Annotated in this window: 19 protein-coding genes; 13 read left to right on the top strand and 6 right to left on the bottom strand. The window is 67.6% G+C overall.

Features of this window, described 5'->3' with window-relative positions:
• Positions 1 to 6: 6 nt before the first annotated feature.
• Complete coding sequence (locus tag LK996_RS02075) at positions 7 to 921, bottom strand: exodeoxyribonuclease III (RefSeq protein WP_230525519.1); 915 nt, start codon at positions 919 to 921, stop codon at positions 7 to 9.
• Positions 921 to 1,943 (bottom strand): MBL fold metallo-hydrolase, encoded by a 1,023-nt coding sequence (locus tag LK996_RS02070; protein ID WP_230525518.1) that lies wholly within the window; start codon positions 1,941 to 1,943, stop codon positions 921 to 923. Before LK996_RS02070 ends, LK996_RS02075 begins: the two co-directional genes overlap by 1 nt.
• 501 nt (positions 1,944 to 2,444) lie before the next feature.
• Here LK996_RS02070 and LK996_RS02065 point away from each other — a divergent pair.
• Both LK996_RS02065 and LK996_RS02060 read left to right on the top strand, forming a co-directional pair.
• On the top strand, positions 2,445 to 3,539 hold the full coding sequence (locus LK996_RS02065; protein WP_230525517.1) for a right-handed parallel beta-helix repeat-containing protein: 1,095 nt from the start codon (positions 2,445 to 2,447) through the stop codon (positions 3,537 to 3,539).
• A gap of 285 nt (positions 3,540 to 3,824) precedes the next feature.
• Entirely contained in the window at positions 3,825 to 5,162 is a 1,338-nt protein-coding gene (locus LK996_RS02060) for a DEAD/DEAH box helicase (protein ID WP_230525516.1), read from the top strand.
• A 72-nt stretch (positions 5,163 to 5,234) separates the two neighbouring features.
• Here LK996_RS02060 and LK996_RS02055 read toward each other — a convergent pair whose 3' ends face one another.
• From LK996_RS02055 to LK996_RS02040, 4 genes are all read right to left on the bottom strand, one after another.
• Complete coding sequence (locus tag LK996_RS02055) at positions 5,235 to 7,199, bottom strand: M56 family metallopeptidase (protein ID WP_230525515.1); 1,965 nt, start codon at positions 7,197 to 7,199, stop codon at positions 5,235 to 5,237.
• A complete protein-coding gene (locus LK996_RS02050) occupies positions 7,192 to 7,584 on the bottom strand; it encodes a BlaI/MecI/CopY family transcriptional regulator (protein ID WP_230525514.1) in 393 nt (130 codons plus the stop codon). The genes LK996_RS02055 and LK996_RS02050 overlap by 8 nt, the downstream gene beginning before the upstream one ends.
• A gap of 77 nt (positions 7,585 to 7,661) precedes the next feature.
• The gene (locus LK996_RS02045) at positions 7,662 to 8,519 is read right to left on the bottom strand and encodes an NAD-dependent protein deacetylase (RefSeq protein WP_230525513.1); all 858 of its coding nucleotides are present in this window, start codon (positions 8,517 to 8,519) and stop codon (positions 7,662 to 7,664) included.
• Positions 8,512 to 9,513 carry an aldo/keto reductase gene (locus LK996_RS02040; RefSeq protein ID WP_230525512.1) on the bottom strand — a complete coding sequence of 334 codons (1,002 nt, stop codon included), beginning with the start codon at positions 9,511 to 9,513 and terminating at the stop codon, positions 8,512 to 8,514. The genes LK996_RS02045 and LK996_RS02040 overlap by 8 nt, the downstream gene beginning before the upstream one ends.
• Positions 9,514 to 9,580: 67 nt before the next feature.
• Here LK996_RS02040 and LK996_RS02035 point away from each other — a divergent pair, with 67 nt between their 5' ends.
• From LK996_RS02035 to LK996_RS01985, 11 genes are all read left to right on the top strand, one after another.
• Positions 9,581 to 10,798, top strand: a complete 1,218-nt coding sequence (locus tag LK996_RS02035; RefSeq protein WP_230525511.1) for a low temperature requirement protein A — start codon at positions 9,581 to 9,583, stop codon at positions 10,796 to 10,798.
• Positions 10,799 to 10,868: 70 nt separating this feature from the next.
• Positions 10,869 to 12,383: a M61 family metallopeptidase gene (locus LK996_RS02030; RefSeq protein ID WP_230525510.1), complete on the top strand. Its 1,515-nt coding sequence runs from the start codon at positions 10,869 to 10,871 to the stop codon at positions 12,381 to 12,383.
• Between the two features lie 76 nt (positions 12,384 to 12,459).
• Positions 12,460 to 12,666: a hypothetical protein gene (locus tag LK996_RS02025; RefSeq protein WP_230525509.1), complete on the top strand. Its 207-nt coding sequence runs from the start codon at positions 12,460 to 12,462 to the stop codon at positions 12,664 to 12,666.
• An 83-nt stretch (positions 12,667 to 12,749) separates the two neighbouring features.
• The gene (locus LK996_RS02020; protein ID WP_230525508.1) at positions 12,750 to 13,046 is read left to right on the top strand and encodes a hypothetical protein; all 297 of its coding nucleotides are present in this window, start codon (positions 12,750 to 12,752) and stop codon (positions 13,044 to 13,046) included.
• 202 nt (positions 13,047 to 13,248) lie between these two features.
• Positions 13,249 to 13,683, top strand: coding sequence for a YciI family protein (locus LK996_RS02015; protein WP_230525507.1), 435 nt, complete (start codon positions 13,249 to 13,251; stop codon positions 13,681 to 13,683).
• A 35-nt stretch (positions 13,684 to 13,718) separates the two neighbouring features.
• Positions 13,719 to 15,158 carry a DHA2 family efflux MFS transporter permease subunit gene (locus LK996_RS02010; protein ID WP_230525506.1) on the top strand — a complete coding sequence of 480 codons (1,440 nt, stop codon included), beginning with the start codon at positions 13,719 to 13,721 and terminating at the stop codon, positions 15,156 to 15,158.
• 169 nt (positions 15,159 to 15,327) lie between these two features.
• Positions 15,328 to 15,933: a GspH/FimT family pseudopilin gene (locus LK996_RS02005; RefSeq protein WP_230525505.1), complete on the top strand. Its 606-nt coding sequence runs from the start codon at positions 15,328 to 15,330 to the stop codon at positions 15,931 to 15,933.
• A 14-nt stretch (positions 15,934 to 15,947) separates the two neighbouring features.
• A complete protein-coding gene (gene pilV, locus LK996_RS02000) occupies positions 15,948 to 16,409 on the top strand; it encodes a type IV pilus modification protein PilV (protein WP_230525504.1) in 462 nt (153 codons plus the stop codon).
• Between the two features lie 8 nt (positions 16,410 to 16,417).
• A complete protein-coding gene (locus LK996_RS01995) occupies positions 16,418 to 17,446 on the top strand; it encodes a PilW family protein (protein ID WP_230525503.1) in 1,029 nt (342 codons plus the stop codon).
• Complete coding sequence (locus LK996_RS01990; protein ID WP_230525502.1) at positions 17,443 to 17,991, top strand: pilus assembly PilX family protein; 549 nt, start codon at positions 17,443 to 17,445, stop codon at positions 17,989 to 17,991. Before LK996_RS01995 ends, LK996_RS01990 begins: the two co-directional genes overlap by 4 nt.
• Before the next feature lie 14 nt (positions 17,992 to 18,005).
• Complete coding sequence (locus tag LK996_RS01985) at positions 18,006 to 21,638, top strand: PilC/PilY family type IV pilus protein (RefSeq protein ID WP_230525501.1); 3,633 nt, start codon at positions 18,006 to 18,008, stop codon at positions 21,636 to 21,638.

Here is a 21,638-nt window from a genome sequence, read left to right as displayed (position 1 = left end):
TCGCTGTCAGGCGCGCGCCTTCTTGACGGCGCGCGCCTTCCTGGGAGCAGAAACAGGGGTCAGAGCACCTTTTTCCCGAGAAGGGTGCTCTGACCCCTGTTTCTTCGCTGCGCGCTTCGGGCCCAGCTCGACCCACGTCGGCGCGTGGTCGCTCGCGCTCGGCAAGTCGCGCACCCAGCGATCGACACCGGCGCCGCGCAGCTTCGGTGCGAGGTCGCGGCTCAATAGCAGGTGATCGATGCGCAGGCCCGCGTTGCGCGGCCAGTGGTTGCGGAAGTAATCCCAGAACGTGAAGACCTTCTCGTCGGGGAAGCGCGTGCGCAACGCGTCGGTCCAACCCTGGTCGAGGAGGGCGGCGTAGCGATCGCGGCTTTCGGGTTGCAGCAGCGCGTCCTTCTTCCAGTGCTTCGGATCGTAGATGTCGAGTTCGTCGGTGGGCACGACGTTGTAGTCTCCGGCGAGCACGACGGGGTGGCCGCTGTCGAACAAGCCCTGCGCATGCTTGAGGAAGCGGTCGAACCACGCGAGCTTGTAGTCGAACTTCGGCCCCGGCTGCGGATTCCCGTTCGGCAGGTAGAGGCAACCGACGAGCACGCCGTGCGCGGCGGCTTCCAGGTAACGCGATTGCACGTCGTCGCGCGCGCCGGGCAAACCGCGGCGGCTTTCGATCGGATCGCCGCCACGCGCGAGGATCGCCACGCCGTTCCAGGACCGCTGGCCGTGCCACAGCGCGCCGTAACCCGCGTCCCGGATCGCATCGATCGGGAAACCTTCGTCGACCGCCTTCAATTCCTGCAGGCACGCGATGTCGGGCTGTTCCTTCGCCAGCCATTGGAGCAGGTGCGGCAGGCGCGATCGGATGCCGTTGACGTTGAACGTCGCGATGCGGAGCGATCGAGCGACGCTTTTCCTCGCCGCCATCACGCCCTCGGAGGCGATGGCGGGTCGATCGCGGATTGCGCCAGTGCGTCGAAGTCGAACCCGGGATCGCCTTCGTGATCGACCACTTCGATGCCCGGCACGCTGCGCGGTGCGAGCGTGACGTCGCGCGGCGCGCGCACGATCTTGCGGGTGTAGGGATCGTCGACGGCGGAGGTCGCCACCGGATCGGGCAACGCATTCGCGGGGCGGCCGGCGAGGCGCTCGAACTCACGCGCGTCGTGCGTGCAGGAGATGATCACGTCCGGGTGATCGGCGTGCAGCTTGCGCAATACGCGCTGCGTCGCGAGGCGTGCGCGCGCGTTGGATTGCGTCATCGATTGATACACGCGCATGCCGAAACCGCACTGCGGATCGGCGTCGAGTTCGCGCGCGTCGCAATACGCGTCGCCCGCGTGCAGATACCAGCGATCGTCGGCGCGCACCGCCACGCCGCAATGGCCCGGCGTGTGGCCGGGCAGGGGCACGAGCACGATGCCTTCGGGCACGCCGCTCAGTTCGCGCACGCACGACAGGCCCAGCCACGGCGCGATCGACATGCGGTCGTAGGCGACCCAGCGATTGCGCGTGGACCATTGCGACGGCCGATACCGCTGCTTCGCGCCCCAGCCGCGCTGCGAGAGCGCGTGGTCGTGTTCGCGCGCGAGCAGGTGGACGCGGGCGCGCGGGAAATCGTCGAGGCCGCCGGCCTGGTCGAAGTCCAGGTGGGTCAGCACGATGTCGCGCACGTCGTCGGAGCGGAAGCCCATCCGTTCGATCTGGCGCAGCGCGGTCATCTCGGCGCGCAGGTCGGGCTTCAGCAGCGAGCGCACGATGGGCGCGAGGCGCTGCTCCGGATCGAGCACGTCGCCGAGACCCAGGCCCGTATCGACCAGCACCAGGCCGTCGCCGGTGTCCACGAGCAGGCAATGGCTCGTGCACAGCCCCGGCGTCGCGGCGTCGCCATGGAGCAACCGCCCGCCGGGCAGTCGCGTGCTGATGCAGTTGAGTCGATGAAGACGCATGCGGACCCGGGGGAGTGTCGGCAACGGCTTGTGAGTGAACGTGACACTGCGCGTGCAGCGGCCGTGTGATGAGGTCGGCACGTTTGTTGCGCCGCGCAACAGCGTCCATTTGCGACTGAATGCGTCGGTGCGAACTCTGCATAATCGCGAATGGAACTCTGCAGAAGCATCGAAACGTTATCGCAACGTTAAAAAAACCCCTTGTTTTCCGCTGTCGCTTTGATGCATCTGAACAATACGCAACGTGAATGCGCAAATCGCGTCCGAATGTGTGGGAGTGCGGTGACGAGTGGGTGAAAACCCGACGGGAGCGGTTACAGTCCCTCCACGCCATCACGAGACGTCGACGCATAGATCGAACGCTCCACCGTGATTGCTGCGTAACTTTCCATTGACTTGATCGGCCGCTGTTTTTTTCGAAGCCGCACTTGCCGATCGCCAACGAAAGGGGCCTAAGCCTTGAACGATACGAATCTCGTGCACGCCGTGCACGGGGCAGGAATGCCTCGTCGCGAATTCCTCCGCAACTCGCTGGTCCTCGCCGCGCCGCTCGTCATCGGCGGTGTGTCGATGCCCGCATTCGCGCTTACGACGCCGCCTACCCGCGCCCGCGGTACGACCTATCGCAACGTCAAGAACTACGGTGCGCTCGGTAACGGCAGCCACGACGACACCGCGGCGATCCAGGCCGCAATCAACTCGCTGCCCTCGACCGGCGGAACGGTGTACATCCCGGCCGGCACGTACATGATCGACGTTTCCAAGTCGATCAACACGCGCAGCAAGATGCTGCTCAAGATGGAGCCGGGCACGATCCTGAAGGCGAAGACCAACGGGCTTTCGCGCTACTACATCATCCGCATCAGCAGCGATACGGACGTCGAAATCGCAGGCGGCCAACTCGTCGGCGACCGCGACACGCACCGCTTCGGTTCGGGCACGCACGAATGGGGCCACGGCATCTCGGTCGGTGGCAGCGCCAAGCGCATCACCATCCGCGACCTGCGCGTGTCCAAGTGCACGGGCGACGGCGTCTGCGTCGGCGGCAGCGCCTACGACCTGGTGATCGCGAACATCGTCTCCACCAACAACCGCCGCCAGGGCCTCTCGCTCACGCAGTGCTCCTACGTCCGCGTCTACGACTCCGAGTTCAGCTACACCAAGGGCACCTCGCCCGAGTGCGGCATCGACATCGAGCCGGATGAAGGCGGTAGCTGCACCAACGTGTTGATCCAGAACTGCCGCTTGAACAACAACGCCAAGTACGGCCTGAACATCTGGAAGCGCACGACCAACGTGACGATCACCTCGTCCACGATCGAGCGCAACGGCAGCCTGGGCATCGGCACCAACGGCATTTCGACGCTGAAGGTGACCAACAACACCATCCGCTACAACTCGGCGACGGGCGTGGTCTACAACGACGGCACCCGCTACGTGACCCACAGCGGCAACCTGTCGTACGGCAACTACACGCGCCTGGGCACCAAGACGCGTACGCCGTTCACGCTGACCGGCTGGTCGACGAAGATCGAGCGCGACATCCTGCGTCGTTCGAACTACTCGCTGACCATCGGCACCAACAAGTACCAGTAAGCGATATCAACCCGGCGTCAGAACCGGGTTTTCAAAGCGGCGTCCCTCGGGGCGCCGCTTTTTTATGGCCCGCCATTCAGCGTCTCGTGCTAGACTGCGCCCCGCTCGCGCACGGCCGTAGCGTTTTCCCGGCCCTTTGGTCCCAGACCAACCCCGTACCTCTTTCGTCGCGCGACACGCGCCGGCTTCCTGCCGGGGCGCACAAAAAGACTCGACAGCGCGGTTCCAGGGAAAGCTTCGAGTGCACGCCGCATGCAGGCGTGCTTCCACATCGGAGCTCCACCAATGACGTTCGAAACCCTCGGGCTCGCGCCCGCGCTGCTGCGCGCGCTCGCCGATAACGGCTACACCACGCCCACGCCGATCCAGGCCGACGCGATTCCGCTCGTCCTCGCCGGGCAGGACGTGCTCGGCGGCGCGCAGACCGGCACCGGCAAGACCGCCGCGTTCGGTTTGCCGCTGCTGCAGAAGCTGGCCGAAGGCAAGCCGGCCGGCAACGGCCCGCGCAAGCCGCGCGCGCTGATCCTCGTGCCGACGCGCGAACTCGCGGTGCAGGTCGGCGACAGCCTCAAGGCCTACGGCCGCCACCTGCGCCTCAACGTGACCACGATCTTCGGCGGCGCCGGCATGCAGCCGCAGATCGACGCGTTCCGTCGCGGCGTCGACATCCTCGTCGCGTGCCCGGGTCGTTTGCTCGACCACCTCGAGCGCGGCAGCGCCAAGCTCGACGCCGTCGAACTGCTCGTGCTCGACGAAGCCGACCGCATGCTCGACATGGGCTTCCTGCCCGCGATCAAGCGCGTGCTCAACCGCGTGCCGGCGAATCGCCAGACGCTGTTGTTCTCGGCGACGTTCGAATCGCAGATCAAGGCGCTCGCGCTCGAGTTCATGCGCAACCCGGTGCAGGTGCAGGTCGCGGCGAACAACACGATCGCCGAAACCATCGTGCATCGCGCGCATCCGGTCGACGGTCCGCGCAAGCGCGAACTGCTGATCGACATCCTCGCCAAGCGCCACACCGAGCAGGTGCTGGTGTTCGGCAAGACCAAGCACGGCTGCAATCGCCTGGCCGAACAGTTGGTCGAAGCGGGCCTGTCGGCGGTCGCGATCCACGGCAACAAGAGCCAGGCCGCGCGCCAGCGTGCGCTCAACGAGTTCAAGTCGGGCAAGGCGCGCGTGCTGGTGGCGACGGACGTCGCCGCGCGCGGCCTCGACATCCCCAACCTGCCGCTGGTGATCAACCACGATCTGCCGATGGTCGCGGAAGACTACGTGCACCGCATCGGCCGCACCGGCCGCAACGGCGCGAGCGGCGAAGCGCTGTCGCTGGTGTCGCCGGACGAAGCGCACTTGCTGCGCCAGATCCAGCGCATGCTGAAGGCGGACGTCGAGACGGAAGTCGTGCGTGGCTTCGAGCCGACGCGCGCGGTGCGTTCCGACAGTGCGCCGTTCGACCAGAAGCGTGGCCCGCGTCCGCCGCAGCGTCCGCAGCGCGGCCATCGTCCGCACGGCAAGCCGGCGCAGGCGCAGCCGCGTCACGCGCATGCCGGTCCGAAGCAGCATGGTTCGCGCGACGGTCGTGGCAACAACAAGCAGGGCGGTCGACGCGACTCGCGCGCCTAATCGTCGAACCCGCGGTAATGAAAAACGCCAGCCTCGCGGCTGGCGTTTTTTTTCGTGCGGCGTTTTGTTGTCTTACTGCGCGGAGCGCGCACCCGGCGCCGGCTTCGCCAACCCCTTCTGCATGCCTTCGGCGATCAGCGCGTCGAGATCGCGCTGCGCTTTCTTGGCAAGGCGTTCCTGCTGCTTGCCCATCTCGCCCATCTCGTCGCCGAGGGCGTTCATCGGGGCGGAGGCGACTTCCATCTGCTTGCCGAGGTTTTCCATCGGCGCGCTGTTCGCTTCGAGCTTCTTCGATTCGCGCTCGAGGATCTCGCCCTGCGCTTCCATCTGGTTGCCGAGCGCGTCCATTTCGGCGCCGAGCTTGTCCATCTCGGCGTCGAGCTTGCGCTCTTCGGCGGCGTCGCCGGCCTTGCGCTGCTTCATCGCCAACAGTTGCTGGCGGCCCGCGATTTCCTGTTGCTGCTGCGCGAGCGCGCCCATCTGCTTCTGCGCCGCCATCATCTCGGGCGAGGGACGGTGGAGTTCGGCCAGCGCTTCCATCTGCTTGCCGAGCTTCTCCATCTTCTTGCCGTGCACGTCCATCTCCTTGCCGAGCTTGGACATCTTCTGGCCCATCGCCTCGGTGTCCTTCCACGCATCCTGCGCGCGGGCGACGATCGACGGATCGTCGATCACGTAGGCCTTGCCGTCGCGGCGGAACCAGATGAAATCGCGCGTCAGGCTGCGCTTGGCGGCGTCGATTTCGTCCAGGTCGTCGGTGGAACCGGACATCGAGTAACCATCCGTGCCCTTGCGCACGATGGCCCACGCGTCGTGATCGTCGCCGAACTTGTGGATGCTCTTCTGCGCGAGCGGCGCGGCTTGCACGAGTGGCGTCGGCGCGACGGCGGGGGTCGCGGACACCGCCGGCGTCGCGGGCGCCGCCGCAGGCGCGGCGATAGCGGAGGGCGCGGCGACCGGTGCAACCGCGGGCGTCGCGGCCACGACCGGCATTGCAGCGATCGTCACGACATCGTTCTTGCCGATCTGGGCTTGCGCGTAGAACGCGATGCAGGCCGCGGCGACGCCGATCAACGGGAGCGCAACGCGTCCGGCCGGCAGGCCATGGCGCGACTTTCTGGAACCCGCCTGCGGGCGGACGAGTTGCTGGATGCGGGACATCAGGTGGCCTCCGTGGGCGGCATGCGCGAGATGGGGAAGGGCGGGGCGACGCGAGGTGAGATCGGACAACGTGGCGAGTGCGACGGCGAGCCGGCGCGCATCGCCGATGGCGTCGGCCGCGAGTGCGTCGGCGACGAGTTCGCGCTCGACGCGGATGCGGTGCGACAACCACCAGGTGACGGGGTGGTAGAACAGCAGCGCTTCGACCGCGCGCTGCAGCAGGTTCACGAGATAGTCGTGGCGACGCACGTGCGCGAGTTCGTGCGCGAGCAAGGCCTCGACGAGTTCGACGGGCATGCGCAGCGCGACCGACATCGGCAGCAACACGACCGGGCGCAAGCAACCGGCGGCCACCGGCGAATCGAGCGAGTCGACCAGGCGCAGCGCGACGTCGCGCACGCCGAACTTTTCACTGAGGCGATCGAGCGTCGCCTGCCAGCGCGCCTGCAACGGCGGCTGCGGCGCGATGCGCATGCGGCGGACCCACGCGACGCCGAACAGCGTGCGCATGCAGAACACGCTCGCGCCCGCGGCCCAGAGCGCGACGATCAGCGGCTGCCATGCGGCGAGCCGCGCGTGCCAGTCGGACGATGCGTCGTTGCCGGCAAGCGACACGGCGCCGGCGTCGTTCAAACTCGCGAAGTCGACAGACGCAACCGGTGCCGCGTCGATGAATTGCACCGCGACGGTGAGCACCGGCGCGACTGCACAGGCGAGCAATGCGACGCATCCGATCGCATAGCGCACCTGCGCCTTCGCGTGGCGCGCACCGCGCAGTGCGATGGCGGCGAGCAGCCCGATGACCGCGCCCTGCCACGTGAAGTGGAGCAGCGCCTGGCCGATCCCGGGAATCAACAGGTCGAAGGACTCAGGCATTGCGAGATTCCTCGTCGTCGTGCGGTTCGTCGAGCAGGCGCCGGATCTCCTCGCGCTCGGAATCGGTCACGTGCGCGTTGAGCGCCGCGAGCACGAGCCCCTTGCCCGAACCGGCGAAGGCCTTCTGGATGAAGTCGTTGAGCAGGTGCGTCTGCAGCGCGTCCTGTTCCTGTGCCGCCGCATAGATGTGCGAACGCTGGCTTTCGTCGCGCAGCAACAGGCCCTTGCCGTGCATGACCTGCATCAGGCGCAGCACGTTGGCGTAGGTGGCGGTGGACTTCTCCTCCTGCATCGCCTGGTGCACGTCCTTCACGGTGGAAGGTCCGAGGCGCCAGAGCGTGCGGAGCAGGTCGAGTTCGGCGGCGGTGGGCTTGCGATCGGTCATGGCACGGCACGCTACGCCTGCTAGACCGGTTTGTCTAGACCAGTTTGTCTAGGTCGTAAGTCATGGGCCGGAGCGGCCTATGCGCTCGCGGCTTCCCGGGGAATCCCCAGGGTTTCCAATGCGTTGGAAAGCGTTTCTCCGCTTTCGGCGTCGAGCTTCATGGTGGCGAGCGCATCGGCGCGCGTTGCGCCCGCGGTGAGGATCGCCAGCGGCAGGCCGGCCTCGCGGGCCAGCAGCGCGAAGCGGTAGCCCGAATACACCATCAACGAAGAACCGACGACCAGCATCGCGTCGCTCGCGTGCAACGCGGATTGGGCTTCGAACACACGATCGCGCGGCACGTTCTCGCCGAAGAACACGACGTCGGGTTTCAGCAGGCCTTCGCAGGCGTCGCAATGCGGGGCGATGAAGGTCGACGTGTCGATCGCATCGAGGTCCGCGTCGCCGTCGGGTGCGATGGCGGCGTCGACCGCGTGCATCCATTCGGGGTTGCGCGCGGCCAGCTGCGCTTGCACGTCGTCGCGCGTCGACGTCGCGCCGCATGCGAGGCAACGCACCGCGTCGATGCGTCCGTGCAGGTCGATCACGTCGCGGCTGCCCGCGCGCTGGTGCAGGCCGTCGACGTTCTGGGTGACGAGCTTGCCGATGCGGCCGTCGCGCTCGAGAAGCGCGAGCGCGTGGTGTGCGGCGTTCGGTCGGGCGCGCGCCACCATCGGCCAGCCCGCGTGGCTGCGGGCCCAGTACCGCGCGCGCGTCGCGGGTTCGCGCACGAACGCCTGGTACGTCACCGGTGGCGAACGCTTCCACGCACCGTCGCGATCGCGATAGTCGGGAATGCCCGACGCGGTGCTGCATCCCGCGCCGGTCAGCACGAACACGCGCGGATGCGCATGCAACCAATCGGCGAGCCGCGCGCTTGCGTCTGCGTCACGCATTGACCGAGTTCATCCCGGCGGCCGGATAGCGCGTGCCGGCGACGGCGTGCGTCGCGAGCACATCGTCGATGCGCTGGAGTTCCGCCGCATCCAGGCGGATGCGCGCGGCGGCGGCGTTCTCGTCGAGTCGCGCAGGCTTGCGCGTGCCGGGAATAGGCACGATGTCCTCACCCCGGTGCAGCAACCATGCGAGCGCGAGCTGCGCGGGCGTGGCGCCGCGCGCGGTCGCCAGCTCGGTCACCGCATCGACGAGCGTGCGGTTGGCTTCGACGTTGCCGTCCTGGAAACGCGGGTTCTGCCTGCGCCAGTCGTCGTCGGCGAGTGCGTGGGCGTCGGCGATCTTGCCGGTGAGGAAGCCGCGGCCGAGCGGGCTGTACGCGACGAAGCCGATGCCGAGTTCGCGCAGCGTCGGCAGGATCTCGTCTTCGACATCGCGCGACCACAACGAGTACTCGCTCTGCAGCGCGGCGATCGGATGCACGTTCGCGGCGCGGCGGATCGTCGCCGCCGACGCCTCCGACAATCCGAGATGGCGCACCTTGCCCGCCTGCACGAGTTCGGCCATCGCGCCGACGATCTCTTCGATCGGCACGCTGCGATCCACGCGATGCTGGTAATACAGATCGATGTGGTCGACGCCGAGCCGTTGCAGGCTCGCATCGCACGCTTCGCGCACGTATTCGGGGCTGCCGTCGATGCGCAGGAAGCGGCCGTCGGGCGCACGCACGTTGCCGAACTTGGTCGCGAGCACGACCTCGTCGCGGCGCTTGCGCAGCACCTTGCCCAGCAGGCGTTCGTTCTCGCCGACGCCGTACATGTCGGCGGTGTCAAGGAAATCGATGCCGATGTCGAGCGCGTGGTGCAGCGTCGCGAGGTTGGTCGCTTCCTCGCTCGGCCCGTAGAAGTCCGACATGCCCATGCAGCCCAGGCCCAGGGCGGAAACGGTCGGGCCGTTGCGGCCGAGCGTGCGGCGGGGGAAATCGGTGGCGGCCATGCGTTGACTCCGTTCGAGGGGGATTGTGCGGCATGATCGGCGCACCTTCCGATGCAGAGCCCGATCGATGGCCCGTCGCACCCCGTCCCGCCTTTCGCTGCTGCGTACACGGGGCGGGCGCGACAGCGGCAAGGTGGGGACGATCGAGCTGTTTTTCGACCTCGTCTTCGTCTTCGCCGTCACCCAGCTCTCGCATTCATTGCTCGCCGACCTCACGCTGACCGGCCTTGCGCGCGTCGGGCTGCTGCTGCTCGCGGTGTGGTGGGTGTGGATCAGCACCTCGTGGGTGACCAACTGGCTCGACCCGGAACGCATCCCCGTGCGCGTCGCATTGCTCGCGCTGATGCTCGCGGGGCTCGGCATGTCGGTGGCCATTCCGAAGGCGTTCGATTCGCGCGGATTGTTGTTCGCGCTGTCGTTCGCGACGCTGCAGATCGGGCGCACGCTGTTCTTCCTGTGGGCGGTGCGCCACGAAGACGTGCAGCGACGGCGCAACTTCCAGCGCATCCTCGTGTGGTATTCGATCGGCGCGACCTGCTGGATCATCGGCAGCCTGAACACGCACGACGCGCGCTTCGCGTGGTGGCTGCTCGCGTTGGCGATCGAAACGCTGGGGCCGATGGCGTTCTTCTGGGTGCCGGGGCTCGGGCGTTCGTCGATCGAGGAATGGGACGTCGAAGGCTCGCACCTGTCGGAGCGCTGCGCGTTGTTCGTGATCATCGCGCTCGGCGAATCGCTGCTCGTCACCGGCATGACCTTCGCCGAACGCACGTGGGACGCGCCGACGTCGATCGGCTTCGCCAACGCCGTGCTCGGCACGATCCTGATGTGGTGGATCTACTTCGACACCGGCGTGAAGCGCGCCACCGAACGCATCGAACATGCGCGCGACCCGGGGCGCGAAGCGCGTTCGGCATGGACGTACGCGCATGCGGTGATCGTCGCCGGCATCATTTTCTGCGCGGTCGCCGACGAGATCGTGATCGCGCATCCCGAACATGCGAAGGGCCTCGGCCTTGCGGTCGTGCTCGGCGGGCCGACCGTCTACGTGCTCGGCAATGCGTTGTTCAAGTGGATCACCAACGATCGGCGCATGCCGCCGTTGTCGCACCTGACGGGTTTGGCCTTCATGGCCCTGCTGGCCTGGCCTGCGTGGACGCACGAGGTGACGCCGCTCGAGCTGGCCCTGCTCGCGAATTCGGTGCTGCTGATCGTCGCCCTGTGGGAATCGCTGGCGGTGCGTCGCGTGCTGGGAACGGAGACGCTCGTCGATCCCGACCGGTGAGGGCGTGCAACCGGCGCGCCGGGCGCGGTATCCGCTGCAGGAACCCGACCGAACGGACACGCCGCCGACCATGCGCTTTCGCACGCAGCTCTTCCGCCTGTTGCTCGCCGCCGCGTTGGCGTGCGCCGGCACTGCCGCTTCCGCCGCCGAGCCCGCGAAGGGCGATGGCCAGCCCAACACCTATCGCGTGAGCGTCGATGCGAAGGCATCGCGTGCGCACGTCGTCGCCGATGTCTGGCAGGAAAGCGGCGTGCTCGCGATGTTCAACGTCATGCCGGTCGAAGGCCTGGCGAACGGACAGGCCGACCTGGTCGACGGCATGCGCGTCACCGATGCCGCGGGCAAACCGGTCGCGCTGAAGAACCTCGGCGAAGGCGACTTCGAAGTGCAGGGCGGACGCCGACTGCACCTGGACTACACGGTGAACCTGACGCACGAGCAGTACGCGTGGCCCGCGGGCGCGGAGGAAGTCGGCTATCGCACCGACGAAGGCGTGATGCTCACCGGCGCGGCGCTGTTCTTCGCCGACGGCGATGCGCCGTATGCGGGGCCGATCCGCGTGACGTTCGACTTGCCGGAGGGCTGGCGTGCGCGCACGCCGTGGACGCCGATCGATGCCTCCGGCACGACCTTCGACGTCGCTTCGCGGCGCGAACTGACCAGCAACGCGTTGTTCCTCGGCACGGCGGCGACGAACACCTTCGAAGCCGGCGGGGTGGAACTGACGCTCGTGCTCGGCAAGCGCTACGTGCCCGCGCGCGATCGCTTCGAGCGCTTGCTGCGCACGCAACTCGACAGCTACCTGCGCCTGTTCGGTGGTCCGCCGCGCGCGAAGCGCTATCTCATCGTGATCAACGAAGATCCGAGCGGCGACGGCGGCGCATTCGCGAGCAGCTTCAGCCTCTTCATCCAGGGCGACGCGGATGCGCGCAACGAGGTGATCTGGGGCTACGTGATGGCGCACGAGCTGCTGCACTTCTGGAATGGCCTGACGCTGGTGCCGAAGGATGCGAACGAAGAGTGGTTCAAGGAAGGCGCGACCGATTACCTGACCATCGCGACGCTCGCGCGCAACGGCCTGATCGACGAAACGCTGTTGTTCAAGCGCCTGGAGAACGTGCCGCGCCGCGCGCTGATCGCGCGCCACGCGCAGGGCCTGGACATGACGGTGCGCGAGGCGGGGTTGAACAAGCAGCCCAATCGCCAGCTCGTGTACGGCGGCGGCAGCCTGGCCGCGCTGGCCCTGGATGTCGAACTGCGCAAGCGCAGCGACGATCGCGTCGGACTGCCGGAATTGCTGCAGGCGATGATGCGCGAGTTCGCCGCGCCGGGGCGCACGTACACCCTCGACGACATCGCGCGCATTGCGCACGCGCTCACCGGGTCGGACTTCCGCCCGTTCCTTGCGCAGGCCGTGGAAAGCACCGGCGACTTCGATATTCGCCCCGCGTATGCCGCGGTCGGGTTGCGGATGGACAGCTTCGTCGAGGAGATGTTCATCAGCCGGGAACCGGGCGCCGGCGCGATCGAACGCGCGCGGTTCGACGCGATGTTCGCACCGGTCGTCGCGACGCCGGGCCGCTAAGGGGAGGGGGAGGTTACAAACGCCGCGTATTCCGGCAGGATGCGCGCCGGCCGCCCCATTCACCCGGACCCTGCCGATGCGCCTGCGTTTGCTGTCCGTCGTGGTGTTCGCGTTCCTTGCCGCCGGTTGCGCCCACGAGCGCGGCTGGACCGGCGAAGGCGCAACGCCCTTCGACACGGCCCAGGCACAGTGTGATGCGAAGACGCGCGACCTTGCAGCGGGGAAGCCCCGCGAGGACGCGTTCGACGATTGCATGGCAGAGCATGGGTGGAAGCGACCCTGAACAGCGGGCACGCAGTCATCACGATGTTTCCCGTATTCCTAGTTCGATCACCCTCGGGCACCAAGCCCGGACGAGGAGGACGCATGCGCAACACGATGCACAAGACGAAGCTCGCCCTGGCGTTTGGCGCGCTGATCGCGGTTGGCCTGGTCGGCTGCAACAAGCCCGCCGACGAAGCCGCTGCGCCGCCGGCCCCGGCGACCGTCGAAGCCCCGGCTGAAACGATGCCGACCGAGCCGATGACCCCGGCGATGCCGGCCACGGCCGCGATGCCGACCGACGCCACGACCGTCCCGTCGGCCACGACGATGATGGAGCCGGCGCCGTCGAGCACCGCGCAGGCCGCTTCGGACGCCGCTGGCGCCCCGCCGACCGAGTAATCGGTTCGCGACAAAGCAGCATCAGCGACGGCGGCTTCGGCCGCCGTCGTTTTTTTGTCTGGCAATAAGTCGGCGATAAAAACAGGGGTCAGAGTACCTTTCCGCGAAAAGGTACTCTGACCCCTGTTTTTTTTCGGGCCGATGTCGATCGGCGGCCCGCTCGTTCGTCGTCCTGCCTGTAACCCACCAACAGGAGCACATCATGCGCGTCATGGTCTTCGTCAAAGCCACCCCGAACTCCGAAGCCGGCACCCTGCCGTCGGAAGAACTCTTCCGCGACATGACCGCCTTCAACGAGGAACTCGCCAAGGCCGGCATCCTGCTGGCGGGCGATGGCCTCAAGCCGTCGTCGCAGGGCGCGCGCGTGCGCTTCTCCGGCAAGCAACGCACGGTGACCGACGGTCCGTTCGCCGAAACCAAGGAACTCGTCGCAGGCTTCTGGCTGTGGCAGGTGCGTTCGCTCGAAGAAGCGGTCGAATGGGTGAAGCGTTGCCCGAACCCGATGCCCGGGGAGGATTCGGATATCGAAATCCGCCCGCTGTACGAAGCCGAGGATTTCGGCGATGCGTTCCCGGAAGACCTGCGCGATCGCGAAAAGCAGGTCTTCGACGACGCGCGCAACCAGTCGCGCCAGTAACCGCGCGCCTATCGGACACCCACAGGACACACCGCATGCAACTCGATGCCCGTCGCCGCTGGTTCGCCCTCGTCGTGCTGTGCATGGGCGTGCTCATGATCGTGCTCGACTCGACGATCGTGAATGTCGCGCTGCCTTCCATCCGGCAAGACCTGGCGTTCGACGACGCCTCGCTCGTCTGGGTCGTCAACGCGTACCTGCTCACCTTCGGCGGCTTCCTGTTGCTCGGCGGCCGCCTGGGCGACCTGTTCGGACACCGGCGTTTGTTCCTCGCGGGCATCGTGTTGTTCACGCTCGCGTCGTTGTGGTGCGGTCTGTCGACGTCGCAGGGCATGCTGATCGCCGCGCGCGCGGTGCAGGGTCTCGGCGGCGCGGTCGTCACCGCGGTCGCGCTGTCGCTGATCATGATGCTGTTCCAGGAACCGGCCGAACGCGCGAAGGCGATGGGTGTGTACGGCTTCGTGTGCGCGGGCGGCGGCAGTGTCGGCGTGTTGCTCGGCGGCCTGCTCACGAGTGCGCTCAACTGGCACTGGATCTTCCTGGTCAACATCCCGATCGGTGCGTTGGTGTTCGCGCTGTGCCTGCGCCTGTTGCCCGGCGGCAGCGGACACGCGGCGGGCGGCAAGCTCGATGTCGCAGGCGCGGTGACGGTGACGCTCGGCATGATGCTCGCGGTGTACGCGATCGTCGGCGGCAACGAGATCGGTTGGACATCGCCGCGCACGCTCGGCCTGCTGGCGGCGGCGCTGGTGTTGCTCTGCATGTTCCTCGCGATCGAAGCGCGCGTGCGCGAACCGCTGATGCCGCTGGGGTTGTTCCGCCTGCGCAATGTCGCGACGGCGAACGTGGTCGGCGTGTTGTGGGCCGCGGCGATGTTCGCGTGGTTCTTTCTCTCGGCGCTCTACATGCAACTCGTGCTCGGTTACGGGCCGATGCAGGTCGGGCTCGCGTTCCTGCCGGCGAACCTGATCATGGCGGCGTTCTCGCTCGGGTTGTCGGCGAAGATCGTCATGCGCTTCGGGATCCGCGGGCCGCTCGCGATCGGATTGCTGCTCGCCGCCGCGGGGCTCGCGTCGTTCGCGATGGCGCCGGTCGATGGCACGTTCGTCGTCCACGTGCTGCCCGGCATGTTGTTGCTCGGCATCGGCGCGGGTCTCGCGTTCAACCCGGTCTTGCTGGCGGCGATGAGTGATGTGTCGCCGGCCGACTCGGGCCTGGCGTCGGGGCTGGTCAACACGTCTTTCATGATGGGCGGCGCGCTCGGCCTGGCGGTGCTCGCGAGCCTCGCGGCGGCGCGGACTTCGAGCGTCGCGGCGACCGGCGCGGCCACCGTCGATGCGATCAACGCCGGCTATCACCTGGCGTTCGTGCTGGGCGCCGGGTGTGCCGCGGCGGCGGCGCTGATCGGGTGGACGGTCATCCGCACCCGACAGACGGTCGGGGCGACAAATGGCGATCTGGCGCCCGCAGAGTGATCTTTTTCAGGGTTTGAGCGGGCTTTCGGTCACCTTTCCGACCAAAGGTTGCCGCCCGTCTTCCCATTCGGACCGCTCGTCTGCTAAATAAACCTCATCAGCTGGCCTTAGGGGGAAGGCAGCCGTGGGGGAGCTCGTGTCGATACGACTGCATGGAAGCAGGCGCGCGATGGCGCGTCCGGCCGGGCGCGGCCGCGCGACCGGTTTCACCCTGATCGAGTTGATGATCGGCGTCGTCGTGGCCGCGATCCTGCTGGCCATCGCCGTCCCGAGCTTCGAGTCGACGATCAACGGCAGCCGCCTGGCCGCCGCCTCCAACGAACTGCTGGCCTCGCTGCAGACCGCGCGGATGGAGGCCATCCGCTATAACCACCGCACCGCCCTGTGCCTGAGCCGCAACGCGCAGGACGCCGCGCCGACCTGCGCGCCGGCGAACGCAACCGACGCGACCGGCTGGATCACCTTCGTCGACGCCAACTCGGACGGGACCTTCCAGGTCGCCTCCGACACGCTCCTGCGACAGAGCACCGTGCCGCCGAAGGTCCGCGTGCTGCCCAGCGCGAACGTGCCCAACCGCGTGCGCGTGACCTACAACGCCGACGGCTTCGCGAGGAACCTCGCGGGCTCCGCGATGTTGAGTGCGCGCATCGACGTGTGCCTGCCGACGAATCGCCCGCTCCAGAACGTCCGCCGCATCGAGTTCGGCCACGGCAGCCGGCTCGAGATCGAACGCGCCAACACCAACGGCGCGTGCGCAACGCCGGCGAACCCATGAGAAGGACCGCACGCATGCACGCCCATCGCGCAATGCCCACGTCGTCGAAGCGCCACCAGCGCGGTGTCGGCCTGGTCGAAGTGCTCGTCGCCGTCGTCGTGCTGGCCTTCGGCCTGCTCGGGATCGCCGCGATGCAGCTGACCTCGCTGCGCAACAGCCAGAGCGCGCTCGAACGCAGCCAGGCCACCGCACAGACCTACGCGATCCTCGACACGATGCGCGCCAACCGCGCCTCGGCGATCACCGGCGCCTACAACATCCCGCAGACGTGCGTCGCGCCCGCGACGGGCGACCTGGTCGCCAACGACCTGCGGCACTGGATCCAGTCGATGCAGCAGGCGCAGGTCCTCGGACCGAGCGCGTGCGGGACGATCGCGTGCGGCGCGGCGGCCTGCGTGATCACCGTGCAATGGGACGACTCGCGCGCCCACGGGGGCGAGGACGAGCAGCAGGTCACCACGAGGACCATGTTGTGAACGGACACATGCGCACACGGACGGGCAGGGGACCATCGCCGCGCGCGATGGCGGGCTTCACGCTGGTGGAGTTGATGGTGTCGCTGGTGCTGGGACTGATCGTCACCGCTGCGGCGCTGGCGATGTTCCTCTCCAACCGGCAGGTCTACGAGACGACGGAAAACCTCGGGCGCGTGCAGGAAACCGTGCGCACCGCGTACGAGCTGATGGCGCGCGACATGCGCGAAGCCACCGGCAACGCCTGCGAAGCGCACCTGCGCACCGCCAACGTGCTGCGCAATCCGGCCAGCAACTGGTGGTGGAACTTCGACACCACGTTGCAGGGCTACGACGGCGCCACCGCCATGCCGGGCCTGGCCTTCGGCACCGCGACCGGCGATCGCATCAACGGCACCGACGCGATGGAGTTGAAGTCCGCGGTCAACGACGGCGTGACGATCGTGTCGCACAACGCGCCGTCGGCGCAGTTCAAGGTCAACACGATCAACCACGGCCTGTCGATCGGCGACATCGTGATGGTCTGCGACTTCGACCACGCGGTGTTGCTGCAGGTCACCAACGCGAACCCGGGCATCAACGACACGATCGTCCACAACAACGGCGGCGCGAACGTACCGGGCAACTGCAGCAAGGGCCTGGGCTTCCCGACCGATTGTTCGTCCGCGCTCGGCGCGCAGTACGCGTTCGGCCCGAATTCGGTCATCGCCCGCGCGCGCATGCACCGCTGGTACATCGGCACGAATTCGCGCGGCCGTCCTTCGCTGTTCGAGGCCACCGTGGTCAACACCGGCGGCGTGCTCGCCGTGCAGCGCCAGGAAATCGCCGAAGGCGTGCAGGACATGTCGCTGCAATACCTCGTGGCCGGCGCGACCGCTTATGCCGACGCAGACGCCATCACCCCCGCGCAGTGGGCGGGCACCGGCGTCATCGCCGTGCGCGTGCTGCTCACCCTGCAGGGCGAGCAGGCGAACGCAGGCGGCGACGCCGTGCAACGCACGCTCGAACACACCGTGACCTTGCGGAACCGAGTCCCATGAACACACCACGCCAACGCCATTCCCTCCCCGCGCCGCGCCATCAACACGGCATCGCGTTGGTCGTGGTGCTCATCCTGCTGCTGGTGATGTCGTTGCTGGCAGTGTTTTCGTTGCGCAGCACGCTGATGGAAGAGCGGATGGCGGCGAACATGATGGATCGCAGCCTCAGCTTCCAGGCCGCCGAAGCGGGACTGCGCGAAGGCGAGCAACTCGCCGCGTCGAAGCCCGCGCTGCCCGCGAGCGGTTGCAACGCAGGCCTCTGCGCGATTCCCCTCGCCACCGGCACGCCGCGCTGGCAGGACGCCGCCGTGTGGGCCGGCGCGCGCACCGCGACGGTCGACGTCGGCGGCGTGACCGCGAGTCCGCAGTTCATCGTCGAACTGCTCGCCGACAACGTGCCCACCGAGAACTCGTGCCTCGAACACGAAGACGTCTCGCCCGACGCCGCGTGCTCCGGCACCGAGAGTCGCTATCGCATCACCGCCCGCAGCCAGGGCGCCGGCCGCGCGGTCGTGATGCTCCAGTCCAATTTCGCAGTGCCCTGAACGGAGTCATGGCCATGGCCTCCCATCCTGTCCGCCGCAGCATCGCGCGTTCGCGTCTGGTCGCGACGTCGCTGGCGTTCTGCGCGACGCTCCTCGCGCTGCCCGGCGCCGCGGTGAACTTCCCGGACGTGCCGCTGCAGTCCGGCACCGCGTATCCACCCGCGAACGTGATGTTCATCCTCGACGACTCGGGGTCGATGGAATGGGACTTCATGCCCGGCGCCGAATCGTCGAGCGAAGTGCCGTCGGTGAGCCCGGTGAACATCGCGCTCAACGCGTACACGCGCAACACGCTGTACTACAACCCGTCGATCGCCTACCAACCGTGGATCCGCGCGGACGACACGCGCTACACCTCGGGCACGGCGTACGACGGCGCGTGGAGCCACGACAGCCTGCTGCAGGATTCGATCAACCTCGGCAGCAACACGCGCACGTTCTACGCGCCGAAGGCCGGCGCGACGAACATGGGCGCGACGTCGTCGTACTACCGCTACCAGATCACGATCGGCGGCGGCGACATGATCCGCAGCGAGTACGGCACGGTCGGCACGACGACCAACGTCATCGCCGGCTTCCCGCAGTCTTCCGCCGATGCCAATACCGGCAACATGGCCGGCGCCATGGCGATCAACGTGCCTGCGGGCACGGCGCAACTGGTGGTCTCGAGCGCCGGCGGCACGCACGGCGACAACGGCAACGCGAACAACAACGACGGCGACGGCGCGCAGCTCTACCTGCGCTACAACGCCCACCCCGACACCAACGGCAACCGCTACGACTGCCGCTCGCGCAACGATGCGAACGTCGAGTCGTGCACGATCGACAACCCGACGCCGGGCACCTGGTACGTGGCGATGTACGCCAACTCCTCGTTCCGCAACGTGCAGGTGACCGCATCGCTCGGCACGACCAATCGCTGCGGCGGCGGCAGCGGCGCCAACGACTGGATCAACTGCACGTCGGCGCGGCCCGAATTCCTCGATGCGAACAACGTGCTCACCAGCCGCTCGTTGTCGGCCGAACTCGTCAACTACGCGACCTGGTATTCCTACCACCGCACGCGCATCAAGCTCGCCAAGGCGGGCGCGAGCGAAGCGTTCAGCCGTCTCGCGGGCAGCACGCTGCGCGTGGGCTACGACTCGATCTGGAACCGCAACCCGTACAACATCCCCGTCGGCAACGACAACGGCGTGTTCAGCGGCCAGAACCGCACCGACTGGTTCAGCCACCTGCACGCGGCGAACGGCAACAGCGGCACGCCGCTGAAGGGCGCGCTGCAACGCGCGGGCGAATACTTCAGCGACGCATCGGCGACCGGTCCCTGGGGCCCGCTGACCGGCGACGACCAGCTCAGCTGCCGCCAGAACTTCGCGATCCTGACCACCGACGGCTACTGGAACGACAACAGCGGCTACGGCAACCCGGTCGGCGATGCGGACAACGAAGCAGGCCCGACCATCCTCGGCCCGAGCGATGCGAGCTACACGTACGCGCCCGAGCGGCCCTACATCGACAACTTCTCCGGACGCAACGACACGCGCGGCAACACGCTCGCCGACGTGGCGATGCATTACTGGAAACGCGACCTGGTTTCGACGCTCGAGAACAACGTGCCGACATCGCTGAACGATCCGGCGTTCTGGCAGCACATGGTGACCTTCGGCGTGTCGATCGGCCTGCAGGGCAGGCTCAATCCGAACGTCGACCTGGTCTCGATCACCAACGGCTCCAAGCGCTGGGGCGATCCGACCGATAACGAAGACGCCGATCGCATCGACGATCTGTGGCACGCGGCGGTCAACGGACGCGGCGACTTCGTCGCGGCGAAGGACCCGAACGAGTTCGCGCAGGCGATGGTCGACGCGCTCAAGACCGTCGCCGCGCGCCTGGGCTCGGCGTCGAACGTCACCGCGAACTCGACGTCGTTCTCCACCGACTCGCGCGTGTACCAGGCGACGTACGTGTCGGGCCAATGGGTCGGCGAACTCGCGGCGTACGACGCCTCCGAGGCAGGCTTGGCGCCGGAGCCGGCGTGGCGCGCCTCGCCGCAGATCGCCTACGCCGGCCGCAAGGTGTTCACGTGGACGGGCACCGCGGGCGCGACGTTTCCGACCGCGGGGCAGGTCGGCGCACTGACTCGCACCAATGGCATCGCGCCGATCGACGGCGCGACCAACGCGAACTACATCAAGGGCGACTGGGGCCAGGAACGCCGCATCGGCGGCACGCTGCGCAACCGCGAGTCGCTGCTGGGCGACATCGTCAACTCGTCGCCCGCGTATTTGAGCGACACGCGCACGCTGTTCGTCGGCGCCAACGACGGCATGCTGCACGCGTTCAACTCGCTGACCGGCGCGGAACTGTTCGCCTTCGTGCCCGCGGGGCTGGATTTCGCGGCACTGTCGACGCTCAGCGATCCGCAGTATTCGCACAAGCATTTCGTCGACGGCCCGATCGTCGTGTCGAGCCTGTCGCAGACGCCCGGCCGCAACCTGCTGGTCGGCGCGCTCGGTCGCGGCGGCAAGGGCGTGTTCGGCCTCGATGTCACGTCCCCGTCGGGATTCGGCGCGAGCAACGCGCTGTGGGAACTGCGCGACGACAACGGCGACATGGGCCACGTGATCGGCGAGCCGCTGATCGTCACGCTCAATGACGCCGCGCGCACGCGGGCGGTGCTCGTGCCCAACGGCATCAACAGCACGAACGGGAACGCGGTGCTGTTCGTGATCGACGTGCTGACCGGCGAGTTGCTCAAGAAGATCGACACGGGCGTGGGCGCCGACAACGCGCTGTTCGATCCGCGCGGCCGCGACGTCGACAACAACGGCACGGTCGATTACGTCTACGCGGGCGATCGCCACGGCAACCTGTGGAAGTTCGACCTCGCCGGCGACACGCGGGCGAGCTGGGTGCTCGGCGCGGGCGGCCAGCCGCTGTATCGCACGCGCACCGGCCAGCCGATCACCTCGGGCCTGGCGATCGCGCGCAATCCGATGGACAACAAGCCGTGGGTGTACTTCGGCACCGGCAGCTACATGACGCTGGGCGATGCGAGCGACATGACGATCCAGACGCTCTACGGGATCATCGACGAGAACGCGACGCTCACCGAAGCCGACCTGCAGTCGCGCGACATCGCGGCCACCGAGGATTACAACGGCCTCACGTATCGCGTGTTCGAGCGCACCGCGCCGTTGCCGGCAGGCAAGAAGGGCTGGTTCCTCGATTGGGACAACCCGACCGCCGGCGAACGCATGGTCGTGCGTCCGCAGATGCGCGGCGGGGCGGTGGTGACGTCGACGATGGTGCCGCCGACCGCGCTGTCGTGCGACGCCGGCGGCACGGGCTACATCAACGCGATCCAGGCCTTCACCGGCACCGCGATGCCCCAACCGTTCTTCGACAAGACGGGCGAGGGCAGCTTCAACGACGACGACACGATCACCGCCACCTTGCCCGACGGCACGACCGTGAAGGTGGGTGCGGGTTCGGTGAGCACCGGCGGCGGCAGCCCGACCGAAGGTGTGTTCGTCGGCAACCGCTTCTTCTACGGCATGACCGACGGCAAGCGCGGGAGCCTCCAGACCAACGCGCCCGGCGGCAATCCGCGCCGCGTGATGTGGCGCGAAATCCTGCAGGACTGA

The organism is Noviluteimonas lactosilytica (assembly GCF_020866925.1).
Classification (GTDB): domain Bacteria; phylum Pseudomonadota; class Gammaproteobacteria; order Xanthomonadales; family Xanthomonadaceae; genus Noviluteimonas; species Noviluteimonas lactosilytica.
This window is presented reverse-complemented; position numbering and strand designations above follow the sequence as displayed.